The following is a 23,200-nucleotide window of genomic DNA, read 5'->3' on the forward strand; positions in this document are numbered from 1 at the left end:
ACTTATGAGTTTGTTAATAGTTTTTCTTCTTGGTTCCTTTTTAGGATGGCATAACTTACACCTGTTACGATGCTTCCGGCTGCAATTGCTGCTAGATATAACCAAGCATGATTAATTGCATTTGGAATTAGGAGTACAAATACACCGCCGTGTGGGGTAACGAGTTCACAGTGAAATAAAGCAACCAGTGCTCCAGTTACTGCGCCACCTAAAATACAAGTTGGAATAACACGCATTGGGTCTTTTGCAGCAAATGGAATTGCACCTTCTGAAATAAAGCATAAGCCAAGCACGAAAGCAGCTTTGCCAGCATCTTTCTCGCCTGTACTAAATTTATTTCTAGCGAGGAAGGTTGCAATTGCCATACCTATTGCAGGAACCATACCACCTGCCATAGTGGCTGCCATTGGCATATAGGTATTGGTTGTAAGTAAACCAACCGTAAAAGCATAAGCTGCTTTGTTAATTGGGCCACCTAAATCAATACACATCATACTTGCCAGAATAATTCCCATTAATATGGCATTTGTGGTGCCCATGTTATTGAGGAAATCTTTCATTAACTCAAAAATATGTGCTACAGGTTGACCAACCACATAGAACATAATGAGACCAACAAATAACGTTCCTAATAATGGAATAATTAAAATAGGTTTAAGAGACTCTAAGCTAGTTGGTAGTTTAAGTTTTTTAGCAATAAATAATGCGATATAACCAGCAAGGAAGCCAGAAACAATGCCTCCTAAAAAGCCCGCTTGTAGCTGTGCAGCTAATAATCCACCAATTAAACCAGGGGCAAGACCAGGACGGTCTGCTATGGAATATGCAATGTAACCTGATAGCATCGGTACCATCAGCATAAATGCTGCTGCACCAATCTGTTTTAATATAGCTGGTAGGCTACCAGCTTGTTCTGCTGCATTCAGGCCAAAACATAAAGAAAGTGCAATTAACAGACCACCTGCAACAACCATAGGTAGCATATAAGAAACACCAGTTAATAAGTGTTTATATACTCCAACTTTTTCAGTTTTCTCTTTATTTTCCGTTTTAGCTTGTTGTTTACCTTGTTCTAAAACTTGTGCATTTGCAATAGCTTCGGCAAAAGCCTTGTCTGTTTGTTTTAATGCAAAGCCAGTACTGCATCGATAAACACGTTTACCTACAAAACGGTCTGTGTTGACTTCAATGTCAGTTGCAAGAATAACAATATCGGCATTCGCAATCGCTTGTGCTGACAAAATATTCTTCGCACCTACAGAACCTTGAGTTTCTACATTGATTTGATATCCAAGTCTCTCTGCACCTTGCTGTAATGCTTCGGCCGCCATAAATGTATGGGCAACTCCAGTTGGGCAAGCAGTAATTGCAACAAAGTGAGTTGCTGTATTTGAAGCCTTTTTAGGTTTTTGAGCCCATTCGTTTGCAGGTTTCGAGTGTTCAAGTGCTGTTAAAAATGCTTTATCTGCATCTTCTTTAATATCTTCAATAGAAACTAGAGATAAAGTACTTTGACCAAAAATATTTAAATTTTTAGGCTCTTGCCCAATAATAATCACATGATTAAAGTCATCACTTGATTCAAATTCATCGAGTGAAATAACACTGTGTTTATAGCCATGTTGTGTTGCGACTAAAGCAAGTTTACGAGCTAAAATCAAAGCATTGACTTGCTGTTGCGGACTATTCGTGACAAATAATAAATGTTTAGCAGTTTGCATCAGATTCACTCAATGAATTGATAGTAGTTTGTGCTTTTAATTGGTTTAGAACTTCTGGATTAGGAATTCGAAAACCAATTTGTGTTACAGCATGGCTTGCAATTGCTGTCGCAGTTTTTAAAGTTTCTTCAGGGGAAAGTTGGTTTACAAGTCCGTGAATCATACCTGCTAAGAGAGAGTCACCAGCACCGACTGTACTTTTTACAATAACTTTTGGTGCTTGAGCATGTAGGGGGCGTGAGGCATGCAGCCAATTTACGCCACCTTCACCCATTGAAATAACCACATGCTCAATATCGCTTAAGCTGTCAAAAAGTTTTCTTTGTTCAGCATAGCTTGTTGCAGGACGTTGATAACTTTCTACGAGCTCATCAGTATTAGGCTTGATCATCCAAGGTTGACATGCAATTGCGGCAACCAAAGCTTTACCACTAGTATCTAATGCAACTTTTTTATTTTGTTTTTTGATTAATTGAATAAGTTGTTGTAACTCATCAATACTAAAACCTTGGGGTAGGCTACCAGCTATTGCAACCACTTCAACTTGTGGTAACAGAGCTTCAATCTTATTAAATAGGCTTTGTTTGTCTGTTTCAGAAACAAAGAAACCTTTGCCATTTAAATCGGTCATCCGCCCAGACTGCTCAGCAATTTTTATATTTTGACGTGTTTCTCCATCAATATAAATAAATTCTGATTGAAATTGAGCTTGGGAAAAATGTGTATCGAAAATTTGTCGATTATGCTCGCCTAAAAAACCAGTTACGATTACATCGTGACCTAAGTCTTTTAATACTTGTGCAACATTAAGGCCTTTACCAGCCGCATGAATTTCTACCGACTCTTGTCGGTTCACTTCACCTACCTGTAACTCATTTAGTTGGATGGTTACATCAATTGCAGGGTTTAAAGTAACTGTTAAAATTTTAGCCATTACTATTCCCAATTTTATAAGTCTTGTTCAGAGAGCTGGCGTACAGCAGGGGCGCTATCACACAGTAAAGCTTGTTGCGCAAGTTTTTGAGCATGAGTATAGCTCAGCGTACGAATTTGGGCTTTTACTAAAGGAATGCTATTTGGCGACATACTCAGTTCATCTACGCCTAATCCCATGAGAATAGGTACAGCTTTCGGGTCTGCTGCGAGCTCACCACAGATTCCCACCCATTTGCCGTGTTTGTGGGCAGCTTTAACAGTTTGATCAATCAAGTTCAGAATACTTGGGTGTAAACCATCTGCTTCAGCTGAGAGTATTGGGTGGCCTCTGTCAATCGCTAAAGTATATTGAGTCAGGTCATTTGTACCGATACTGAAAAAGTCGACTTCTTGTGCAAGAATTGGTGCAAGCAAAGCAGCAGAAGGAACTTCAATCATAATGCCAACTTGTAAATTGTCACATGGATGTTGAGTCCTTACTTCATCAAGAATCGCTTTCGCAGCACGCCATTCTTCAACGCGCCCAATCATAGGGAACATAATTCGTAATGGACGATTATCTGATGCTTTTAATAAAGCAGTTAATTGCTGTCTTAAAAGCTCAGGGCGTCTTAAAGTTAAACGAATTCCCCGTAACCCTAAGAATGGGTTTTCTTCGTCAGCAATTGGTAGGTAAGGTAAAGGTTTGTCACCACCTACGTCTAATGTTCGTACAACAAGTGGGCGGCCAGCAAGTGCATCTAATACCACTCGGTAGTCAGCTTCTTGAACAGTTTCACTCGGTGCACTGCTATGAGACATGAAAACCAGCTCTGTACGAAGTAATCCAATCGCTTCTGCACCACATTCTACTGCTTGTGCTGTTGCTTGAACTTTACCTAAATTTGCCGCAATTTCGATTTGGTGTTGATCTAAAGTAATAGCAGGTTCTTGGCTATGACGTTCGGCTTCTTCACGAATTTGACGCTGTTGCTCACGCTCTTGCTTGGCTTGTTCGATTTGAACTGTATCTGGATTTAAAACAAAAGTTCCTGTGTCACCATTAATGAGTAGGGTACTTTTCTGATCAATTTCCAAGACTTGTTCACCAGCACCAACAATAGCTGGAATGCCTAAAGCACGTGCTACAATTGCACTATGAGCACTTGCACCACCTATAGCAGTCAAAATACCTGCAACACGGTCTTTGTTAAGACGAGCGACATCACTTGGCCCAACATCATGCATAATTAAAATATACGGCTCTTTAGGCTCTTCAATAACCACTTCACCACATAGTTGTGTTAAAACACGGTCACCAATATCACGTAAGTCTGTTGCGCGTTCAGCGAGTAAACGATCTGGTAATGCTTCCTGCGCTTTAGCCGCAGCCTCAATGTGCTCATGCCAGGCAGCTGGCGCTGATAGATTGTGGTTAATTTTTTGATAGACACCATTAATCAAATCAGGGTCATCAAGCATTTCTAAATGAGCTTGAAAGATTTGCTTAATTTCAGAAACATCGGATTTGGCAATAACTTGATGAATATTGTTTTTTACGGCATGTAATGCAATATCTAAACTTTCTTTTTCAGCTTTTACGCTTAAACCCATACGTTCATATTGATAAACCTTTGGTTTAATCACATGTACTGGTCCAAAAGCCAAACCGCTCGATGCCGCGATTCCTGTGTTGTTGTTTTCTAGTATTTTTACGCTTGATGTAGATGGTTGTAAAGAAACCTGTTCGGATACTTGACTGGTTATTGCTATTGCTTCGACTTCTTCGCCTAAGCCTTGCTCTACTGCAAAAATCACTTTATCTAAGGCATCTACTGCATCGGTTTCTGGTTCTGCAATAAAACGTAGAGTTTGACCACGTTTACAACCTAAGGCTAAAAGACGAGTTAAACTTTTAGCGGAAACAAAGTTGCCATCATCTACAGCAACTTGAATGTCGCCTTGAAAAGTTTTGGTCAAATTGACTAAGTGCGTAGCTGGTCGAGCATGTAAGCCATGTGCATTTGCTAATACAACTGAACGTTGAGACCAGTCTGGAATAACATCAGCCCCAATAATTTTGGCAATTTCGTTTGGAGTTTGGGTTTTATCTAACTCTGCAACTTGTTCTGGGTTGAATAAAATATCAATTAAACGATTAAATCTTGCATTATCGAGCTGATCATTCGCTGCTATACAAACTAATGTATTTAGCTTTTTCCCATTTAGTTCTAAAACGTTTGATGGTTTAGTAATGCTAATAGCAGGTTGTTGAACAAATTGATTGCTAGAAATAGACCAAATTTGATCTTGTAATTGGATGGCTTGTTCTGGATTGAGTGAACTTAAGAAACCACATTTTACAAAATTATGTTTTTTTAGTGTCTGAGAAGCTGTCCAAAATAAATCTTCGATATCTTGTGCATCAATTTCAGTTTGGATGAGGTTTTCATGAAGTGCTAAAGATAGTGGCTGAGCTTGTAGTAATTCTATAATTTGTTCAGGTTTTGAAGCATTTTTTACTTGTTCACTTACATCATGCATTAATGCGCGAGTAAGAATTTGCAAAACTTGCAAATGTTCATCAGATTTTGCTGCAATAACGACAGCTAAATAGATTTTATTTTCTCCATCCCAAATTACGCCTTCCGGAAAATGGGCTAAGCGAATACCTGTTTTTAAAATATATTCACGTGATTGGGGAGTACCGTGGGGAATGGCAATACCTTGGCCTAAGTAAGTCGCGCTTTGTTGTTCACGATTGATGAGTCCTGTTATATATTCAGGTGTAACTAACCCATCATTTTCTAATATATCTACTAGACACTTTAATGCATGTGTTTTATCAACAGCACGTTGATTCATATGAATATGTTGAGGCTCTAGTGCTAGCATAATTATCCTTGAACAATTTCTTTGGCTTTAGCTAAAACAGAAAAAAAGAAGCTGTATGCATTAAACAAGTATATTTACTTATTTTTGACAACAGCTTCAGATGAATTACCTTAGCAGAACTTTAAATGTATATCGACGCATTTAAGTAAAAAGTAGTTCGTTTTTAATACAAAAAAACCTCTAAGTAGGATTACTGACTTAGAGGCGAAAATAAAACCAGTGATTAATGATTAATTTCTTGTTCTAAAATAGACCAAAGTTTTTGATGTGATTTTTTGAATAACAACATATGGCCAATTGATTTATATCCTAAATCTTTTGGATTAAGTTCAATCATTTTTTTATTTGCATTTGGATATAGACTTAATAATTCTTTTACATTGCATTTGGTTGCAATCTCATCGTCATCAGCCCAAATCGCAGTAATTGAACACTGAATTTCTGAATGAAAATCATGAAAAATAGTCTTGCCGATGGCATTTTTGACATATCCGGGATGGCTACAAAACTCTCGCCATTGTTGAGCAACTTTTTTAGGTAGGTTTTCTCCCATACCAATGAATTGAGTTGCGCCATATCCTTTAACGAGACTAGAAATAGGGAAGATAAGATTAAACATCACTGGCGCTAGAAACTTAGTTTTTCCTTTAAGACCTTTAATGTTTCCTGTTGAACATGCAACGGCTATAACTTTTGCGACTTTATTATAATTAGGCACGACCCCAAGTAATTGTCCGCCAGCACTGTGTCCAATAAGAATAACCTGATCTGCTCCAGTTTTAATTAATAGAGTATCAATGGCAGCTGGTATATCGAATATGCCCCAATCGGTAATGCTTGCGCTACTTTGCTTTAAAGTACCATGTAATGATTCACCAATTCCTCGGAAGTCAAAACTCAATACATCGTGGCCTTGTTGGCTTAACCATGCCGCAAAGGAGTGATAAAAGTTTTTAGTAATACCCGTTGCTGGACAAATAAGAATAGGGTAGTCAGCTTTCTTTTCTTGAGCAGGATAAAATTGTGCTGCAAGTTGATAGCCATCTTTACAGGTAATCCAAAAAGATTCAAAAGTCTTATCCATATATTTAGAGCTAATTATTTAATCATTCATCTTAATGTACATGAGTTCTGAAAAGGTACTTGATTAAAATGTGACTATAAAGTCAAGATTTATGTTATACAGCTCTTCAAATTTTAATAAAACGAATAAAGGAAATGATGGAAATATCGAAAGCTGTACAGTTGGCTATTGTCTTTAGTGGTGTCTTTTCATGGATAGGAATGTTAACAGGAGTATGGAAATATTGGCAAATTCGCCGTTCTGAATTAAGCCGTGCACATTATTATGTAGACATTGCACATAGAAGTAGTTTGCTTTATGCAGCAGCTACACTCACTTTGGCTGCATTAAGCTATTTTACCGTTTTAAGTGAAGATATTGCTCTATGGTGTGTATTGGCAAATATACTATTTTTTAGTTTCTCAATTTTAGTTTATATCATTCATGGTTTTTTGCAGGATACGAGCAATCAGTTTAAACAACCACATAGGTTAGGGCATTTTAGTTTACCGACATGGTTGATGACTTTCATGATGATTGCTTTAATTATTACTGAGTTATTAGCCACTGCTATTTTGCTAATGGGAACCATTCTATTATTTTTAGGTAAATAAAAAATGGATGATCGCTCATCCATTTTTTTAAATTCTATTATTTCTGTCGACTCATTCGTCTTTTAGCTAATTTTCGCATTTTGTGATCGACAAAGGCCCATACACAAAATACAAAAGAAACAACCATGGCGTATACAAAGTACTCGGGTTTCAGATTCCCTTTAATCATACCTTGAAACAGTAAAGTGAGCATAAGAGCAAGCGTGGTTACCCCATACACAACTGAATCTTTACTGTTCAGAGTGTTAATGAAGACTTGTTTGTTGAAATGTAATGATAACATCTCCATCCCTCCTTGTGGTTGCGCTAAAACCAAATGTTTTAGTCAAGAATAAGTTTAATGTTGTACTTGTATTTTTAGCTTAATTCAATAGTCAATTGAAAAATTTTTGAACAGTTTTATGAAAACCTCTATATTTATAAATAGTTAAGGTATAAGAAAGGTAAATATTAAATATTTTTGTATAAAATACTTAATATTTTAGAAAAGAGAAATTTTTAGGTGAAAAGTATAATAATTTCTCTTTTCTTACAATTTACTTTAGTTGCTTTGTTTCTTTAAAAACACATCAATGGCATGTTGTGCAATTTCAGCATCTTCAAAAGATTGGACACCAGAAACACCAATTGCGCCTAAAATCTGGCCTTCATAAATAATCGCTTTTCCGCCTTCTAGCATACCTTTAGCACTTGGCAGACTTAAGAAACCAAGACGGCCATTTTGAAGAAGTTCTTCGTAAAATTTTGAAGGGCGGCCGCTCATTGATGAGCATTTAGCTTTTTCTAGACAGATATGTGTACTGAGAGGAGAAGCGCCATCTAGACGTTTCATAAGTAATAAAGAACTTGTTTCATCAACAATAGCGATACTAACTTTAAAGTTATGTTCTATTGCATATTTTTGAGCTTCTTCCATTAAAAACTCTGCATCTGCTAATGTCAGATAATATTTACTTTTCATTTATGCTCTTCTTTCCTGAGTAAGCTAAAAATTATTTTAGTGTAATATTACAGTAAAAATTAATTATATCTATAGTTGAATTGTCATCAAATACTGGTGTTTGAAATAAAATGCTGGTTGGGTAAACGCAGCATTTTATTCGATATATAAAATCATGTTTTGGTAAAACTCGATTTCAAAAAAACACCAGATTAAATGTTTTTATGTTTAACTTTGTCGATAAGGGTTGTTACTGCAAGAACAATTAAAGATGGGATCAGCCATGCTAGGTTTTGTTCATTTAATGGTAAATGCTGAAGGAATGTAGGAAGATTATCTCCAAAACCTGCAACTTTAAGCCCATCGATGATTCCAAAAATGAAAGCAATACTTGTTACCGAACCAACAATAAAAGACGGCTTATGCCAAAATTTCCAGAAGAAGCTAAGCATAATCACCACAATAGCTGGTGGATAAATTGCACTTAAAACTGGAACAGATACGGCAATCAGTTTGGTCAATCCAAGATTAGAAATAATGAAAGAGAACCCCACTAGAATGAAAACTAAAAGCTTATAAGGTAACTTGGTCAATTGGGCAAAATATTCACCACATGCACAAGTTAAACCAATTGCAGTCACCATACATGCTAAGAAAATGAGGCCAGTTAGGAATAATGAACCCATATTACCAAAAGCATGTTGAACATAGGCATGTAAGATTACAGCACCATTTGCTGCATTTGGTGCAACTTCGTGGCTACCCAAACCTAATTTAAATAAGCTTAAGTAAACTAAAGTGAGACCAACACCTGAAATAAGGCTAGCAATAATGGCATATTTTGTTACTAGTTTGTTATCGGTAACACCGCGAGAGTAAATTGCTTGAATAATTACAATACCAAATACTAAAGCGCCTAAAGTATCCATCGTCAAATAACCATTTACGAAACCTTCTGAAACAGGAGAGTTCACGTAATGATTGATTGGAGCAGGAACATAGCCGGAAGGAATCATAACCGCTGCAATTCCTAAAATTGCGAGAGCAATAATTTTTAGGGGAGCGAGTACATGTCCAACAGTATCTAAAAGCTTGTTTGGATATAACGAAACTACAGTTACAAAGGAAAAATAGATTGCGCTATAGATTAAAAGGCTACTACTTGATGTTCCAAAATATGATGAAAAACCAATTTCATATGAAACAGTTGCAGTACGTGGAGTCGCAAATAAAGGACCTACTGATAAATAACAAACAACAGTTAAAATCAGACTTGCTATTCGGCCTAAAGGAGAACTAATAATTTCAATGGAACCCTGCATGCGAGAGAGTGCCATAATCGTAATGACAGGTAGGCCAACTGCAGTAATCAAAAATCCTATGGCTGCCAACCATACATGATCACCTGCTTGTTGAGCGACAATGGGAGGAAAGATAATATTGCCAGCTCCAATAAAGAGCGCAAAGGTCATAAAACCTAAAGCAATAATATCTCCAGTACGAAGTTGTTGCATAAATCAAATTTAACAAAAAAGAAAGAATTTTAGAGCAAACGAGAGCATGATCAAGCGCTATTTTATGTGAAAAAGCTTTTTTTCCGACCTTATAAATCATTCAGAGATATGAAAAATATCAAGTGGTTAAGTTATCTAGTTGAAAAACCTTTGAAAGAAATAAAGAAAAGATTTTTTATATCTGACTTTTTAAGAAAATTATGTAAAAATAAAAATATCAATTTCTATTATGAATGTTGAATATTTGGGCATTTACAGCTTCCTGCCTACTCTACATCCGTTCTAAAATATTCGAAATTAACTTACATTTTTGTAGACATGGTAAAAGCAATGTCTACGAGGATAAAATTGAATGAGAGCTTCTACTGTTACAATTAAAACTGAACAAGACCTGGAAAAATTGCGGATTTCTGGCCGTTTGGCTGCACAAGTTTTAGAAATGATAGGTGAGTATATTAAACCCGGTGTAACAACCGAATATTTAGATAATATTTGTAATGATTACATCGTAAATACCTTAAAAGTGATTCCTGCCAATGTGGGTTACCACGGTTTCACAAAAACAATATGTACCTCAGTTAACGAGGTGGTTTGTCATGGTATTCCTTCACCAAATAAAATTTTAAAAGATGGTGACATTATTAATATTGATGTAGCGATTATTAAAGATGGCTACTTTGGTGACACAAGCCGTATGTACTATGTGGGTAATGTCAATCCACATGCCAAAAAACTAGTTGAAACAACTTATGAGGCAATGGTTGCTGGTATTCACACAGTTAAACCTGGGGCGACTTTAGGCGATATTGGTTACGCTATTCAATCAGTTGCTCATCGCGAAGGGTATAGCATTGTTCGTGAATATTGTGGGCATGGGATTGGTAAAGTCTATCATGAGCAGCCTAATATTCTACATTATGGGCAACGTGGACAAGGATTAGTTTTGAAGAAAGGTATGGTCTTTACGATTGAACCTATGGTGAATGCAGGGAAACCTCAAGTTAAAGAATTAAACGATGGTTGGACGGTTATTACTCAAGATCTTTCTTTATCTGCCCAATGGGAACACATGGTTGCTGTTACAGATACAGGTTTTGAATTGTTGACGCCATGGCCAGAAGGTGTGGGAAGCTATCCGAAAATTTAATCGCTAGAAGTATAAAAAGTTCGATGTCTCATCGAACTTTTTTATTTTTTAATATTATGAATGCTCGGAAAGATGCTCTACCAAATAGTCAATGAATACGCGTACCGCTGGAAGCAATCCTCTACGAGACGGATAAACTGCATGAAATATGCCATGAGCCGCTTTCCAGTCTGGCAAAATTTGTACAAGCTGGCCAGATTTCACAAAATCTTCAGCAGCTGTTTCTGGTAATAAGGCAATACCGCAATTTTGACTTGCAAGTTGGGCAAGCATATAAAGATTGGTCCCCATCACAGTTGGACTGACTTTGACTTTTTTCAATTGGTTGTCTGGTCCATGTAAAGTGAATTGTTGATCTAAATGCTCTTCAGATAAGCTTAAAATACGATGCTCACTCAGTTGTTCTGGCGTCTTGATATTGCCAAATTCATTTAAATAAGCCTGACTTGCAAATAGACTTTGCTCTATAAGTGAAAATTGTCTTAACACTAAGCTTGGATCATCATCTAATTTAGATCTGACACGTAAAGCAACATCAATACCTTCATTAATAACATCAACACGGCGGTTACTTACGATAAGTTGTAAGCGTATTTCAGGATATTTTTTTAAAAAGGCTGGCAAAATTTTAGGGAGTTGGTTTTGGGCAATATCTACAGGAACACTTACTTTGACCACACCTCTAGGTTGAATACTTAAGTGGTCGACTAGATCATGAGCAGCTTGAGCAGCATTCATCATGACTTGAGCATGTCTATAGATATCCATACCAATATCAGTAACGGCGAAATGGCGTGAGCTGCGTTGTATTAAACGGACTCCTAAATTTTCTTCTAAATTATAAACACGACGACTTAATTTTGATTTTGGGATGTCAGTAACACGTTCAGCGGCGCTAAATCCACCATGCTCAACAACAAGGGCAAAACAATAAAAATCATCAAGATCGGTGAGCATTAAAATATCCTATTTATGCAACACTAAAGATTTTACATTATTATTTTTGCAACGATAAAGTTTGATTTTAATTTTTTGTAAAAAGCATATAAAAAGGACTCGAAAAGCAAATTTAGATGGTTTGAAATGCAAATGTAATGACATTGAAATTGTTTTGTATGCCGTTTTTCGAATTAAAAATCAAATATGGTGTTTATACGTTATTTTTCATAAAATATATTTTTATCAAATTTTTTTAAAGTATGTCTTACCAGTTAGTTGAATTAAAAGATGCAACTGCAAATATTCTTTGCCCAATTTGTAAGCTTGCAGTTATTGATTGGTCACAAGAGCAATACGTTCAACCTTGTGAACATACATTGTTTATTGCAATGGATTTAGGCTTTGAATTTGTGGCTGACCGTTTTGAAGAATCTATGACTCAAAATGTAGATGAGTTACATGAAGATCCAAATATGAATGTTTTTGAAGCGATAACGAGCACATCATATAAAAATTTGACTATTTTAAAATCAGATCTTGGTGTTGATGGTTTGTTCCGTTATGTCGGCATAAGTGATTGATAATTTGATGAGTATAAAAAAGCCAATCTTTCGATTGGCTTTTTTATTATTAAGCTTCTGGAGCTGCGCTATATTGTTCAACTAATGGTTTTAATTCGCCATTTTGGAACATTTCAAGCATGATATCGCTACCACCGATAAGTTCGCCATTTACCCATAGCTGTGGGAAAGTAGGCCAGTTTGCAATTTTTGGTAAAGTTGCACGAATATCAGGGTTTTCTAAGATGTTCACATATGCGAATGGACGACCAATTTGACTGAGCGCCTCTACTGCACGTGCAGAGAAACCACATTGTGGAAACTGTGGAGTGCCTTTCATGTAAAGTAAAACGGGATGCTTCGCAATTTGATCGCGAATTAACGCTTCAGTATCACGTGCTTGTTCAGTCATATGTAGATCCTCAACTAATCTTGCAGCATTATAGGGGGTGTTCACATTGGTTTGCAAACCACCTTGCTGTCTAAAGTTGCATAGAATATTCAATATTTTATTGTATAAACCGAAGTGATAGTAAAAAGCAGACGAAATTTTAGATAAATGAGTGATGAGACTTTCCATCAGCGCAAGTTTTTGTTTATATAAACCCTTCTTAAAACCTCATACAGACAGAGTTCGTGATGACTGATATTACCCTAGCTCCAGTACAACCTGATCAACCAACACACTTAATGGCTACTTATGGTCGCCAAGCGATCAGTTTTGTCCGAGGCCGAGGGGCATATCTATACACACAAGATGGTACAGAATATTTAGATGCATTAACGGGTATAGCTGTCTGTGGTTTAGGACATGCTCATCCTGCTATTGCTGAAGCTATTGCTGAACAAGCAGCAACGCTCGTACATACCAGTAATTTATTTGAAATTCCTTGGCAAACTGCTGCTGCTCAGAAGCTTGCTGAAGTTTCTGGTATGGAAGAAATCTTCTTTTCAAATAGTGGTGCCGAGTCAAATGAAGGTGCAATCAAAATTGCTCGTAAATTTGGTACGCAACAAGGTATAAGTCTGCCAAAGATTATTGTGGCTGAACAATCATTTCACGGTCGTACTTTGGCGACACTTTCTGCAACTGGTAACAAGAAAGTACAAGATGGTTTTGCTCCTTTAGTAGAAGGCTTTATTCGAGTGCCATTTGGTGATATCGAAGCGATTCAAGAAGCTGCTCTACAACATCCAGATATTGTTGCTATTTTGATTGAGCCGATCCAAGGTGAAGGTGGTATTAATACTGCGCCACAGGGATTTAGCTATTTAGAAGAAGTTCGCCACCTTTGTAATCAGCACAACTGGTTGATGATGTTAGATGAAATTCAAACTGGTAATGGTCGTACTGGTAAATACTTTGCATATCAACATACCAATATTATTCCAGATGTTTTAACCACTGCTAAGGGGTTAGGGAATGGTTTTCCTGTGGGTGCTGTAATGACCCAAGGCAAAGCTGTAGGGTTATTAGGGCCTGGCAGCCATGGGTCGACTTATGGTGGTACGGTATTGGGTTCTCGTGTGGTTTATACGGTAATTGATACGATCCAGAAGGAAAATGCAGTAGAGAATGCAGCCCTGGTAGGTAATTATATTGTTGATCAATTACGTGCTCAATTAGCAGATAAAGGCGTACAAGTGCGTGGTTTTGGTATGATGATTGGTATTCAATTACCTAAAGATTGTGCTGAACTCGTTGCAATTGCTCGTGATGAATACAAGCTTATTATTAATGTAACAGCAGGTTCTGTAGTTCGCTTATTACCTCCAATTAATATGACTCAAGCTCAAGCTGATATTTTGTTAGAACGTTTAGTTGCTTTAATTACCAATTATCTTTAAGTTTTAAAAGCAATAAAAATGGGCGATTAACGCCCATTTTTATTTTGTACGTTTAGCCAGAAATATATTGCTTTAATTGTTCAATTAAAACTTTTTGGTCTTCCATTGCTGCTTTAACTAAGTCACCGATTGAAATAAAACCAACTAGTTTTCCATTTTCTAATACAGGTAAGTGACGTAAATGACGATCGGTCATGAGCTGTAAACATTCTTCAACTGTATTGTTTAGGCCTACAGTGATTACTTTTGCTGTCATAATTTCAGCAACTGTTGTGCTATAAGACGAGCGTTCCATTAGAGTTACTTTTCGAGTGTAATCACGCTCAGATAGTATTCCAACTACTGTTTCACCCTCTGCTACGACTAAAGCCCCAATTCCTTTTTCAGCCATAATCGTAATTGCTTCAAGGACAGTTGCTTCGGGTGAGATTGTGAAAATAGCTTGTTGTGATTTGTTCTTAATTACTTGTGCAACGATAGTCATTTCTTCTGTCCTGTTGTTTTATCATTTTGATTTAAATTAGCCTGATTTTAGAAAATTGCAAAGACTCGATAGTCACTCAAATACAAGTTTTATGCTCAAGCGTTCAAAAAGCACTCTATATTTGGTGGCTTAAAAAATTAAGCTACCTGCCATTTAGGATGATTAAAAAAGAAATGATGCATTTGCTGAGTAGATAGCTTTAACTTGCGGTGAGATGAATTAAACAAAGCAGGGGTAACTTTTAACCGTGTTAAGGTTGGTAGTAGAGATTCATGGAAGTCTTTTGGAGTGATTTTTCTAGGTTTGTAATTAGGCCAGTGAGTTTTAGCATATCGATGCGCCTGAACTCCATTTAGCCAAAACGGGAAAATGAAATCTTCCTGATCCGATTTAATGGCCCATCCTTCATCAAATAGTCCCCAAAGAACCCCGCAGTACATCATGGTTCTTAAAATATAAATCTTGATCATCAAGTCTTTAGAAACCGGTTGTAGATTACTTAAATTATTCATTTTTCAATTTAAAGGTTTTAACTTATCTAGCTTATTATAAGAGAATCACATGACATTTCAGTTTAAACAGGTGTCAAAACGTAAACAAATATTGATGACTAGAAATATCAATGGTAAATATCAAATAAAAATATTGTTTTCGTAGTTATTAAGAAGCTTATTAGGCTTATGATTCATTTAGTTTTTACGGGTATAAAACGCCACCTGAGTAAGACAAAGCGACTAAAGCTTTGGTGAAGCGCAAGAAAAATAGCAATTTAGTTTGTCTATATTGAATTTTTATAGGCATAAAAAAACGCCACCTAGGTGACGTTTCTTTATGCTTGCATGGTGGCCAGTTTCTGCCAATATTGTGCTTTAAGGGAGTCACGTTCAACACGGAAACCTTGATAGTATAATTCTGCTAAGAATAGTGCAGCTTTACCGTGACCAGCACGAGCAACTTCTTCTAACTGTGCAACTGCATCTTGGAAATTCATTTGAGAGTGAATTGTGTTAACCGCAGTTGCGTATACATGTTCTAAATCATGATGAGAGATACGTTGAATCATATAAAACTCCTTATTGTAATTATGATTACTTTTTCTAAAGGTCGCTGCCTTTAATCTAATTTAACTTAGAATTGTTAAACTAATATTACAGATTAATTGATTTGTCAACTATTGATCAGCTTTCTTTATTTCACTATTAGGATACATGATTAAACATTATTCGCAAATAATTTTGAGTAAAATCAATATGAGAATAAAAGACAAGGAGAATAACTATGACAAATACAATCGATGGCTTTGTTTTTGATACTCCTCCTAAAGAGGACCAAATAATAGAGCTTGCTCATTATCATCGTAAATTATTAGACGAAGCAATTTTTCATCAAGAAATACATTTAGGTGATTATTGTTTGGCACAAAGAAAACGCGTTTTTGATTACGCTAGCCAATTAGATCCTAGTCAAAAAGCTCAGTTCTATAATATATATGATGGTGAGCTTAGAAAAATTGCAGATGAAGATGAATTGCACCCAGCAGATGCAGAAGAAGGTTTGAGCATTTTTGCTATGTTCCTTGTTTTAGTGATTATTGCTGCAATTTTATACTTCTCTGTAATTCGATCTCTCATCAGCTAAAGTTTGCGATCCAGTAAGGATAAAGAATATTAGCCTTACTGGATTTTGATCTTGTGCTGAAGTGCATTGAACCCTACACTACATAAATTAGAGGTAGGTCATGCTCACATTCAAACAAAATTTTCTTAAATTAAAGTCTGAGTTAAAGGCAGAGCAATGTTTTAATCTAGTTGTGATTATTATTATTGCCTGTATATTTGTACTTTCTTATTTAGCATTACTTCGTCCTGTCAATTCAGAGCAATACCAAAGAATTGTACAACTTTCTCGACAGGCGACTTATCCTAGAACTCAGGATATGGCTGAGTTGATTATGACTCAATCTGAGATTCATCGAGCAGAGTATTTGAAATTAATGCATGCTTATCAATTTGAACACAATCATATCAAAGAATATCCAGCATTAACGCAAGAAGATACTCAATAAGTATTGTCTTTATTTCAACAAGGTTTTGCTCGCTATTGGAGCAGGCAAAAACTTGAATTTATGTTAAACTTTCCGTTTTTTAACACGCTGCTTTTCAAGGAATCGGCATGCAACAACAATCGAATATGCAAAATAAATTCTTGATAGATGCTGAGATCGGGGATGACGATGTCACATTGCCTAATTTACCTGCTATCGATGTTCCTATCGTTGAATCACCTGTTAAGCAAGAAGTAAAAGTTGAAGAAGCTGTTGAAACTACAACTTCTCTAGAGTCAGAAAAGCCAAAATCTGGTTTCTTTGGACGAATGAAAGATGGTTTGACTAAAACCCGTCGTAATTTCACTGATGGTATGGTCAACATCTTAATTGGTGGAAAAGAAATTGATGATGAGTTGCTTGAAGAAGTTGAAGAGCAGTTATTGGTTGCTGATATTGGTGTTGAAGCAACCAAAACAATTATTACCAACTTGACTGAACGTACCGCTCGTGGCGATTTGATTTATTCACATTCACTTTATAAAGCTTTACAAGAAGAGTTGGTTGCTTTGCTTGCGCCTCGTGTTAAGCCTTTACATATTGACCCAAATAAATCGCCATATGTGATTTTAATGGTTGGTGTGAATGGTGTAGGTAAAACAACGACAATTGGTAAACTTGCTAAGCGTTTACAAGGCGAAGGTAAAAAAGTAATGCTAGCTGCAGGTGATACATTCCGAGCAGCTGCTACTGAACAATTGCAAATTTGGGGTGAGCGTAACGATATTTCTGTTGTTGCTCAAGGCCACGGTGCGGACAGTGCTTCGGTTATTTTTGATGCTTTTGAAAGTGCGCGAGCAAAAGGTATTGATGTACTAATTGCTGATACGGCTGGTCGTTTACATAACAAAAGCAACTTGATGGAAGAGCTTAAGAAAGTTAAGCGTGTTATGCAAAAAATTGATGCGACCGCACCGCATGAAATTATGTTAGTAGTGGATGCTGGTACAGGGCAAAATGCAATTAACCAAGTACAAGAATTTGACCAAGCAGTGGGTTTAACTGGTATTACTATTACTAAGTTAGATGGTACTGCCAAAGGTGGTGTACTGTTCAATATTGCAAGCCGTACTCATGTGCCAATTCGTTTCATTGGTGTTGGTGAAAAAATTGATGATTTAAGACCGTTCTCGGCGAAATCATTTGTAGCAGCATTATTTGAAACAGAAAAATAATGTCTAGTTAAGTTGATAAGACCTCACGAAATAGTGAGGTTTTTTTATATTAATATCTTTTTTATTGTTGCGAAAATAAAACGAACTGTCATATTTTTAATGCTGATTATAAGAAATGAGTTTCATAGACTATATTCATTCCCAAACAACGGCCAATGGTCAATCAAATAGGTAGGAAATAACAAAATGTCTACTTTCTTAGATAAAATTAAAAACCGTCGTACTATTTATGCAATTGGTAAAAATGTTGCATTAGATCGCACTAAAATTGAAGAAACAATTCGTGAAGCGGTTAAACATAGTCCATCATCATTCAACTCGCAATCTTCACGTGTAGTGACACTTTATGGTGAATCACATGCTAAATTTTGGAATTTAGTTCGTGAAGCATTACGTAAAATTGTTCCTGCAGATTCTTTTGCTGGTACAAATGCAAAAATTGATAGTTTTGTTGCTGGTGTTGGTACAGTATTATTTTATGAAGATCAAGCTGTTATTAAAAGCTTACAAGAGCAATTTGAATTATATGCAGACAACTTCCCAGTTTGGTCTGAACATTCAACTGCAATTGCTCAGTTCGCGACTTGGACAGCACTTTCAGAGCTAGGCTTAGGTGCTTCTTTGCAGCACTATAACCCAATTGTTGACGCAGATGCTGCTGCTGCATTTGATGTACCTGCAAACTGGAAATTACGTGCTCAGCTAGTATTTGGTTCTGTTGAAGCTCCTGCTGGTGAGAAAGCATTTATTAGCGATGAAGATCGTTTTAAAACATTCAACTAAGTTTAGTTGATGAAAAGAGCACCTTGTAGGTGCTCTTTTTTTTATGCTTGAAAAATGGGTTGTAACTTAGTTTTAAAATAGATAATGACTAAAATTCAATAATATATTTTAAAAAAATTAAGGCTAAGTTTGTATAAATAAAGCTTGTCATAAAATGGTCATAATCATGTTGCATATTGCTCATGTTTTTACAAACTATTAAATATTATAGAGACGTGAACAGATGACTTTAAGATTAAGTGTTGCTGCGATTGGTTTATTACTCAGCGGTTCAGTATTTTCAGCAGTTACAATTACAGCACCAGAGGAAATTGTAATCCTTGCGGTGAATGGTCAAGAAGTCAACTCTGGATTATTTCGTTCTTCTAAAAATAGTTACAAAGTCGATGCTGGCGAAACAAACTTAAGCGTACGTTATCAAGAATATTTTGAACATTTAAATGGTGAGCACGATATCGTTAAATCGGGCGTGGTTACAATTCAAACACCAACATTAAAAGACGGCCAAACTTATAAGCTGGCGATGGTTGATGTGCCAAAAAAATATGAACAAGCAAAGAAATATGCTGAGCAACCAACAGTGGCTTTATATAATTCAAATAATGAACTAGTTGTTCAGCAAACTGGTGCAAACAACGAAGCAAAACCTTGGTTTGCAACTGGCTTGTTGGGTAAGGTCGCTGACTTTACAACAAAACCTTCTAAACCTCAGCCTCAAGCTGTTTATGCTGCTGCCAAGCCATCTACTTCTCAAGTTACTACATCTGTTGCTGCAACGGTTCCTTCGACAGGTGCTGCGCAAAGCAATGATCAACGGTTGGTTGAAGTGTGGCAGAAATCTTCTAAAGCTGAGCGTCAAAAATTTATGGCTTGGTTGGCAGAACAATCAAATTAAATTATTGCTATTCAAAATAAAGCCGATTTAATATCGGCTTTATTTTTATAATATTTTAAATAGCCTAAGTATATTTATGATGAATTTAAATTTCCGTCTAGCAGAATTGAGTGACATAACATCACTGGTCGATTTAATTAATCAATCGTATAGAGAACAACAAGGTAGAAGTTGGACAATTGATTGAAATGAAAAAGGACCTCAAATGAGGTCCTTTTTTTAGGTTAAAAACCAGATGTAATAGCCTAACAGCATAAGAGGCCAAGCTATCCATGGGCTAAATAACCATTTCCATAACCAGAAGTGGGGTACGAAACCAACACCGTAGATAAACCCTCCGGAAATTCCCACCATAACCAGCATAAGCTGACTATGGTTGTAGTGTCCGTTTGCATCTAGCATCAGTGAAGGATGAACCAATAAAATTGTAGCAAGCGGCAATGCCAACAGAAATGAAATGGCCATTGCAAATGCTTGAGCTTTTCGTTGATTTGATGTTGTCATTGCATTTGCCATGATCTATTCCTCATCTAAATCTTGATGATGTTCGATATAAAGCGCACTGAGTACACCCGCAAAACATGCCATCAAAATTCCAAGAATCCATGCGAAATACCACATATGCTTCTCCTTATTAGTACAAGCTGTGCGAGTTTGACTCGATATGTTTATTGGTAATCACGCCCCACATTTTGTAATACGACCAAGTGGTATATATCAAAATGATTGGAACAAATATACAAGCAGCAACTGTCATAACGCCTAAAGTGCGATGGCTTGATACAGCATCCCACATTGTTAAGCTAGAGTTCGGATTAACACTCGATGGTAACAAAAATGGGAAGAGAGCAAACCCAGCAGTTAAGATCGCACCTACAATCATTAAGCTTGTTCCAGCAAAACTGAAACCCGCTTTTGCTTTAGATGCCATAAAGAGTGTGATAAGTGCCCCTAAAATTGCGAGAACTGGAGCAACTTTAGTGATTGGGTAGTTACTGTAATTGTTCATCCAACCAGGGTTATTATTTGTGATGACTTGTTTCGCCAAAGGGTTAAGGGCAGCATTTGGATCAATTGCGGCTGCATAGCTATAACCTGGTACTTGACCGAAGTACAACCATGCACCAATGACAAGGAAACAAATTAAGAATACTGCTGCCATAATTTGGGTAGCTTTAGCAGAACGTTGTTTTAAAGCGCCATCTGTACGTAGCATTAGCCAAGCACCGCCATGCGCACACAACATGGATAAACTAACAATACCGCAAACTAAGGCAAATGGGTTAAGAAGAGCAAAGAAGCTACCTGAATATTCAGAGCGCAATGTGCTATCTAAACTAAAAGGGATGCCTAAGAATAAATTACCGAACGCTACACCGAAAACTAGAGCAGGCACGGCACCACCTATACATAGTCCCCAATCCCAAGAGTTACGCCATTTTGTATTCTCAAGTTTAGAACGATAGTCAAAACCTACGGGGCGTAAGAATAGGGCAAATAGCACAAGTAATAAGGCCCAATACATTCCCGAGAATGCAACTGCATAAACCATTGGCCATGCAGCAAATAAGGCACCACCTGCAGTAATAAACCAAACCTGATTTCCATCCCAGTGCGGTGCAATGGTATTAATAGCCGCACGGCGTTCATTATCAGTTTTACCAACAAAAGGCATAAGTGCCATTGAGCCCATATCGAAGCCATCGGTTAAGGCAAACCCGATGAGTAATACTCCAACTAACACCCACCATATGATTTTTAGGAGTTCGTATTCAATCATGATAAAGCCTCCCCATTAACAGATGCTTTTGTCTCTTGCTTTTCAAAATGATATTTACCAGTGTGAAGTGAGCTTGGTCCTAAGCGAGCAAATTTAATCATTAAGTACATTTCAATAATAAGCAGGACAGTGTAGAACGCTGCTAACGCGAGGATAGAGCCCCATACATCACCTGTACTTAAACTCGAAGTTGATAAGTGAGTTGGTAGAATTTCACCAATAGACCAAGGTTGACGGCCACCTTCAGCAACGAACCAGCCTGTTTGAGCTGCAATCCATGGAAGTGGTAACGCAAACAATGCATATTTGAGTAACCACGGTTTATTTTCAGCATTTCTTTTTGCTACAGCCCAAGTGGCTAAAATGAAAAGAAGCAACATTAAGAAACCAGAGGCCACCATTGCACGGAATGAGAAGAATAGAGCAGTTACATTTGGAATGGTGTCTTTAACAGCAGCTTGAATGTTTTGTTCACTTGCATCCACGACATTTGGTGCGTATTTCTTAAGAAGTAAGCCATAGCCTAAATCTTTTTGATTTTTTTCAAATGAAGCTAATAACTCTGGTGAACGGTCTCCAGCACGTAGTTTTTCAAGTTCAGCATAAGCAAGCATACCGTTACGAATACGGACTTCGTGCTGTTGCATTAAGTCTTTTAGACCAGTGACTTCTTTGGTTGTTGAGCGAGTTGCAATTAGACCTAATGCATAAGGAATTTTAACTGCATAGTCTGTTCGCATTTCTTCATGGTTTGGCACACCAAATAAAGTAAATGGAGCAGGAGCAGGGTGAGTATCCCATTCTGCTTCAATTGCAGCGAGTTTAGTTTTTTGTACATCGCCTAGTTCATAACCAGACTCATCACCAAGCAAAATCACTGAAAGTGTAGAGGCAAGACCAAAAATGGCAGCAATCGCGAATGAACGGCGGGCAAAAGGCAGATCACGTTTTTTAAGTAAGTAGTAACTTGAAATTGCGAGTACGAAAATTGCACCTGTTACGTACCCAGCAGAAACAGTATGTACAAACTTAACCTGTGCTACAGGGTTAAAAATAAGTGCACCGAAATCTACAAGCTCCATACGCATTGTTTCAAAGTTAAATGCTGCACCTACAGGGTTTTGCATCCAGCCATTGGCAACTAAAATCCAGAGAGCTGACATATTAGAGCCAAGGGCAACTAACCAAGTAACCCCTAAATGCTGTACTTTACTCAGACGGTCCCATCCGAAGAAGAATAAACCGATAAATGTTGACTCAAGGAAAAATGCCATCAAGCCTTCAATTGCTAATGGGGCACCGAAAATATCACCAACATAGTGTGAGTAATAGGCCCAGTTTGTTCCGAATTGGAACTCCATGGTGAGGCCAGTAGTTACACCTAAGGCAAAGTTAATACCGAATAGTTTTCCCCAAAATTTAGTCATATCCTTGTAAATTTCTTTACCCGATATAACGTAAGTGGTTTCCATAATAGCCAGAATGAATGCAAGGCCTAGGGTCAAGGGTACGAAAAGAAAGTGATACATTGCGGTCATCGCAAACTGGAACCGCGAAAGATCAACCACGCTTTCAGAAATCATCAACGTGTCTCCTTAATATGGGAAGTATTATCGCCAGCAATATGCTCAGCGACTTGATTGTCGAAATTTTTGGGGATGGTGGGAGCATCAAACCAAATATGTTTGATTGTTAAGAGAAGCACGACTTTAATTATTAGAATAATCGTGATTTCTCTAACTAATTTGGCATTAATATCTAGATTTTTAAGGCTCATAAAATAAACCTCGATACATATTAATTTTATTATTAATCAAAATATA

Annotated in this window: 26 protein-coding genes and 1 pseudogene; 10 read left to right on the forward strand and 17 right to left on the reverse strand. The window is 37.0% G+C overall.

Going from position 1 to position 23,200, the window contains the following annotated elements; genetic code table 11:
• Window positions 1-2: 2 nt before the first annotated feature.
• The 4 genes from I8T81_RS07990 to I8T81_RS08005 all read right to left on the reverse strand — a co-directional run bounded on the left by I8T81_RS07990 (window position 3) and on the right by I8T81_RS08005 (window position 6,615).
• Complete coding sequence (locus I8T81_RS07990) at window positions 3-1,721, reverse strand: fructose-specific PTS transporter subunit EIIC (RefSeq protein ID WP_198072542.1); 1,719 nt, start codon at window positions 1,719-1,721, stop codon at window positions 3-5.
• Window positions 1,708-2,655 carry a 1-phosphofructokinase gene (pfkB, locus tag I8T81_RS07995; protein ID WP_198072543.1) on the reverse strand — a complete coding sequence of 316 codons (948 nt, stop codon included), beginning with the start codon at window positions 2,653-2,655 and terminating at the stop codon, window positions 1,708-1,710. Before pfkB ends, I8T81_RS07990 begins: the two co-directional genes overlap by 14 nt.
• 14 nt (window positions 2,656-2,669) lie before the next feature.
• Complete coding sequence (gene ptsP, locus I8T81_RS08000) at window positions 2,670-5,531, reverse strand: phosphoenolpyruvate--protein phosphotransferase (RefSeq protein WP_198072544.1); 2,862 nt, start codon at window positions 5,529-5,531, stop codon at window positions 2,670-2,672.
• A 223-nt stretch (window positions 5,532-5,754) separates the two neighbouring features.
• Window positions 5,755-6,615, reverse strand: coding sequence for an alpha/beta hydrolase family protein (locus tag I8T81_RS08005; protein ID WP_198072545.1), 861 nt, complete (start codon window positions 6,613-6,615; stop codon window positions 5,755-5,757).
• Between the two features lie 137 nt (window positions 6,616-6,752).
• On the opposite strand from I8T81_RS08005, the gene I8T81_RS08010 reads away from it, so the two are divergent.
• On the forward strand, window positions 6,753-7,208 hold the full coding sequence (locus tag I8T81_RS08010) for a hypothetical protein (RefSeq protein WP_198072749.1): 456 nt from the start codon (window positions 6,753-6,755) through the stop codon (window positions 7,206-7,208).
• A 37-nt stretch (window positions 7,209-7,245) separates the two neighbouring features.
• Here the strand turns inward: I8T81_RS08010 and I8T81_RS08015 are convergent, their stop codons facing one another.
• From I8T81_RS08015 to brnQ, 3 genes are all read right to left on the reverse strand, one after another.
• Window positions 7,246-7,491: a hypothetical protein gene (locus tag I8T81_RS08015; protein WP_004701257.1), complete on the reverse strand. Its 246-nt coding sequence runs from the start codon at window positions 7,489-7,491 to the stop codon at window positions 7,246-7,248.
• A 258-nt stretch (window positions 7,492-7,749) separates the two neighbouring features.
• Window positions 7,750-8,169, reverse strand: coding sequence for a GlcG/HbpS family heme-binding protein (locus tag I8T81_RS08020; RefSeq protein ID WP_002050687.1), 420 nt, complete (start codon window positions 8,167-8,169; stop codon window positions 7,750-7,752).
• A 191-nt stretch (window positions 8,170-8,360) separates the two neighbouring features.
• Window positions 8,361-9,662: a branched-chain amino acid transport system II carrier protein gene (gene brnQ / locus I8T81_RS08025; RefSeq protein ID WP_019458757.1), complete on the reverse strand. Its 1,302-nt coding sequence runs from the start codon at window positions 9,660-9,662 to the stop codon at window positions 8,361-8,363.
• Window positions 9,663-10,014: 352 nt separating this feature from the next.
• On the opposite strand from brnQ, the gene map reads away from it, so the two are divergent.
• Window positions 10,015-10,809 carry a type I methionyl aminopeptidase gene (map, locus tag I8T81_RS08030; RefSeq protein WP_004701262.1) on the forward strand — a complete coding sequence of 265 codons (795 nt, stop codon included), beginning with the start codon at window positions 10,015-10,017 and terminating at the stop codon, window positions 10,807-10,809.
• A 54-nt stretch (window positions 10,810-10,863) separates the two neighbouring features.
• Here map and I8T81_RS08035 read toward each other — a convergent pair whose 3' ends face one another.
• A complete protein-coding gene (locus tag I8T81_RS08035) occupies window positions 10,864-11,766 on the reverse strand; it encodes a LysR family transcriptional regulator (protein WP_039250583.1) in 903 nt (300 codons plus the stop codon).
• Between the two features lie 242 nt (window positions 11,767-12,008).
• On the opposite strand from I8T81_RS08035, the gene I8T81_RS08040 reads away from it, so the two are divergent.
• Window positions 12,009-12,329, forward strand: a complete 321-nt coding sequence (locus I8T81_RS08040) for a hypothetical protein (RefSeq protein ID WP_191103731.1) — start codon at window positions 12,009-12,011, stop codon at window positions 12,327-12,329.
• Between the two features lie 49 nt (window positions 12,330-12,378).
• Here the strand turns inward: I8T81_RS08040 and grxD are convergent, their stop codons facing one another.
• Window positions 12,379-12,720 (reverse strand): Grx4 family monothiol glutaredoxin, encoded by a 342-nt coding sequence (gene grxD / locus I8T81_RS08045; RefSeq protein WP_002120913.1) that lies wholly within the window; start codon window positions 12,718-12,720, stop codon window positions 12,379-12,381.
• A gap of 227 nt (window positions 12,721-12,947) precedes the next feature.
• Between grxD and I8T81_RS08050 the strand changes: the two genes are divergently transcribed.
• Window positions 12,948-14,156: an aspartate aminotransferase family protein gene (locus I8T81_RS08050; protein WP_191109333.1), complete on the forward strand. Its 1,209-nt coding sequence runs from the start codon at window positions 12,948-12,950 to the stop codon at window positions 14,154-14,156.
• A gap of 52 nt (window positions 14,157-14,208) precedes the next feature.
• Here I8T81_RS08050 and I8T81_RS08055 read toward each other — a convergent pair whose 3' ends face one another.
• From I8T81_RS08055 to I8T81_RS08065, 3 genes are all read right to left on the reverse strand, one after another.
• Window positions 14,209-14,640 (reverse strand): CBS domain-containing protein, encoded by a 432-nt coding sequence (locus I8T81_RS08055; protein ID WP_004701271.1) that lies wholly within the window; start codon window positions 14,638-14,640, stop codon window positions 14,209-14,211.
• Window positions 14,641-14,777: 137 nt separating this feature from the next.
• Window positions 14,778-15,152 (reverse strand): DUF2750 domain-containing protein, encoded by a 375-nt coding sequence (locus I8T81_RS08060; protein ID WP_004701273.1) that lies wholly within the window; start codon window positions 15,150-15,152, stop codon window positions 14,778-14,780.
• A 317-nt stretch (window positions 15,153-15,469) separates the two neighbouring features.
• The gene (locus I8T81_RS08065) at window positions 15,470-15,703 is read right to left on the reverse strand and encodes an SEL1-like repeat protein (RefSeq protein ID WP_002121063.1); all 234 of its coding nucleotides are present in this window, start codon (window positions 15,701-15,703) and stop codon (window positions 15,470-15,472) included.
• A 215-nt stretch (window positions 15,704-15,918) separates the two neighbouring features.
• Here I8T81_RS08065 and I8T81_RS08070 point away from each other — a divergent pair, with 215 nt between their 5' ends.
• From I8T81_RS08070 to I8T81_RS08095, 6 genes and pseudogenes are all read left to right on the forward strand, one after another.
• Window positions 15,919-16,278 (forward strand): hypothetical protein, encoded by a 360-nt coding sequence (locus I8T81_RS08070; protein ID WP_004701275.1) that lies wholly within the window; start codon window positions 15,919-15,921, stop codon window positions 16,276-16,278.
• A 100-nt stretch (window positions 16,279-16,378) separates the two neighbouring features.
• Window positions 16,379-16,705 carry a hypothetical protein gene (locus I8T81_RS08075; protein ID WP_198072546.1) on the forward strand — a complete coding sequence of 109 codons (327 nt, stop codon included), beginning with the start codon at window positions 16,379-16,381 and terminating at the stop codon, window positions 16,703-16,705.
• Between the two features lie 107 nt (window positions 16,706-16,812).
• Window positions 16,813-17,919 carry a signal recognition particle-docking protein FtsY gene (gene ftsY / locus I8T81_RS08080; RefSeq protein WP_198072547.1) on the forward strand — a complete coding sequence of 369 codons (1,107 nt, stop codon included), beginning with the start codon at window positions 16,813-16,815 and terminating at the stop codon, window positions 17,917-17,919.
• Window positions 17,920-18,105: 186 nt separating this feature from the next.
• A complete protein-coding gene (locus tag I8T81_RS08085; RefSeq protein WP_004701282.1) occupies window positions 18,106-18,702 on the forward strand; it encodes a nitroreductase family protein in 597 nt (198 codons plus the stop codon).
• Window positions 18,703-18,925: 223 nt separating this feature from the next.
• Window positions 18,926-19,597 carry a YccT family protein gene (locus I8T81_RS08090; protein WP_039250578.1) on the forward strand — a complete coding sequence of 224 codons (672 nt, stop codon included), beginning with the start codon at window positions 18,926-18,928 and terminating at the stop codon, window positions 19,595-19,597.
• A 76-nt stretch (window positions 19,598-19,673) separates the two neighbouring features.
• Window positions 19,674-19,781, forward strand: a pseudogene (locus I8T81_RS08095) (GNAT family N-acetyltransferase); the annotation flags it as partial.
• Window positions 19,782-19,816: 35 nt separating this feature from the next.
• Here I8T81_RS08095 and I8T81_RS08100 read toward each other — a convergent pair.
• The 5 genes from I8T81_RS08100 to cydP are packed head-to-tail and all read right to left on the reverse strand — an operon-like array spanning window position 19,817 to window position 23,154.
• Window positions 19,817-20,116, reverse strand: a complete 300-nt coding sequence (locus I8T81_RS08100; RefSeq protein ID WP_198072750.1) for a cyd operon YbgE family protein — start codon at window positions 20,114-20,116, stop codon at window positions 19,817-19,819.
• On the reverse strand, window positions 20,117-20,218 hold the full coding sequence (cydX, locus tag I8T81_RS08105; RefSeq protein WP_002120988.1) for a cytochrome bd-I oxidase subunit CydX: 102 nt from the start codon (window positions 20,216-20,218) through the stop codon (window positions 20,117-20,119).
• A 13-nt stretch (window positions 20,219-20,231) separates the two neighbouring features.
• Window positions 20,232-21,377: a cytochrome d ubiquinol oxidase subunit II gene (gene cydB, locus I8T81_RS08110; RefSeq protein ID WP_198072548.1), complete on the reverse strand. Its 1,146-nt coding sequence runs from the start codon at window positions 21,375-21,377 to the stop codon at window positions 20,232-20,234.
• Window positions 21,374-22,960 carry a cytochrome ubiquinol oxidase subunit I gene (locus tag I8T81_RS08115; RefSeq protein ID WP_151762120.1) on the reverse strand — a complete coding sequence of 529 codons (1,587 nt, stop codon included), beginning with the start codon at window positions 22,958-22,960 and terminating at the stop codon, window positions 21,374-21,376. The genes cydB and I8T81_RS08115 overlap by 4 nt, the downstream gene beginning before the upstream one ends.
• On the reverse strand, window positions 22,960-23,154 hold the full coding sequence (gene cydP / locus I8T81_RS08120; protein ID WP_004701293.1) for a cytochrome oxidase putative small subunit CydP: 195 nt from the start codon (window positions 23,152-23,154) through the stop codon (window positions 22,960-22,962). Before cydP ends, I8T81_RS08115 begins: the two co-directional genes overlap by 1 nt.
• Window positions 23,155-23,200 lie beyond the last annotated feature (46 nt).

Origin of the sequence: Acinetobacter seifertii (assembly GCF_016064815.1) — a bacterium.
GTDB classification, from domain to species: domain Bacteria; phylum Pseudomonadota; class Gammaproteobacteria; order Pseudomonadales; family Moraxellaceae; genus Acinetobacter; species Acinetobacter seifertii.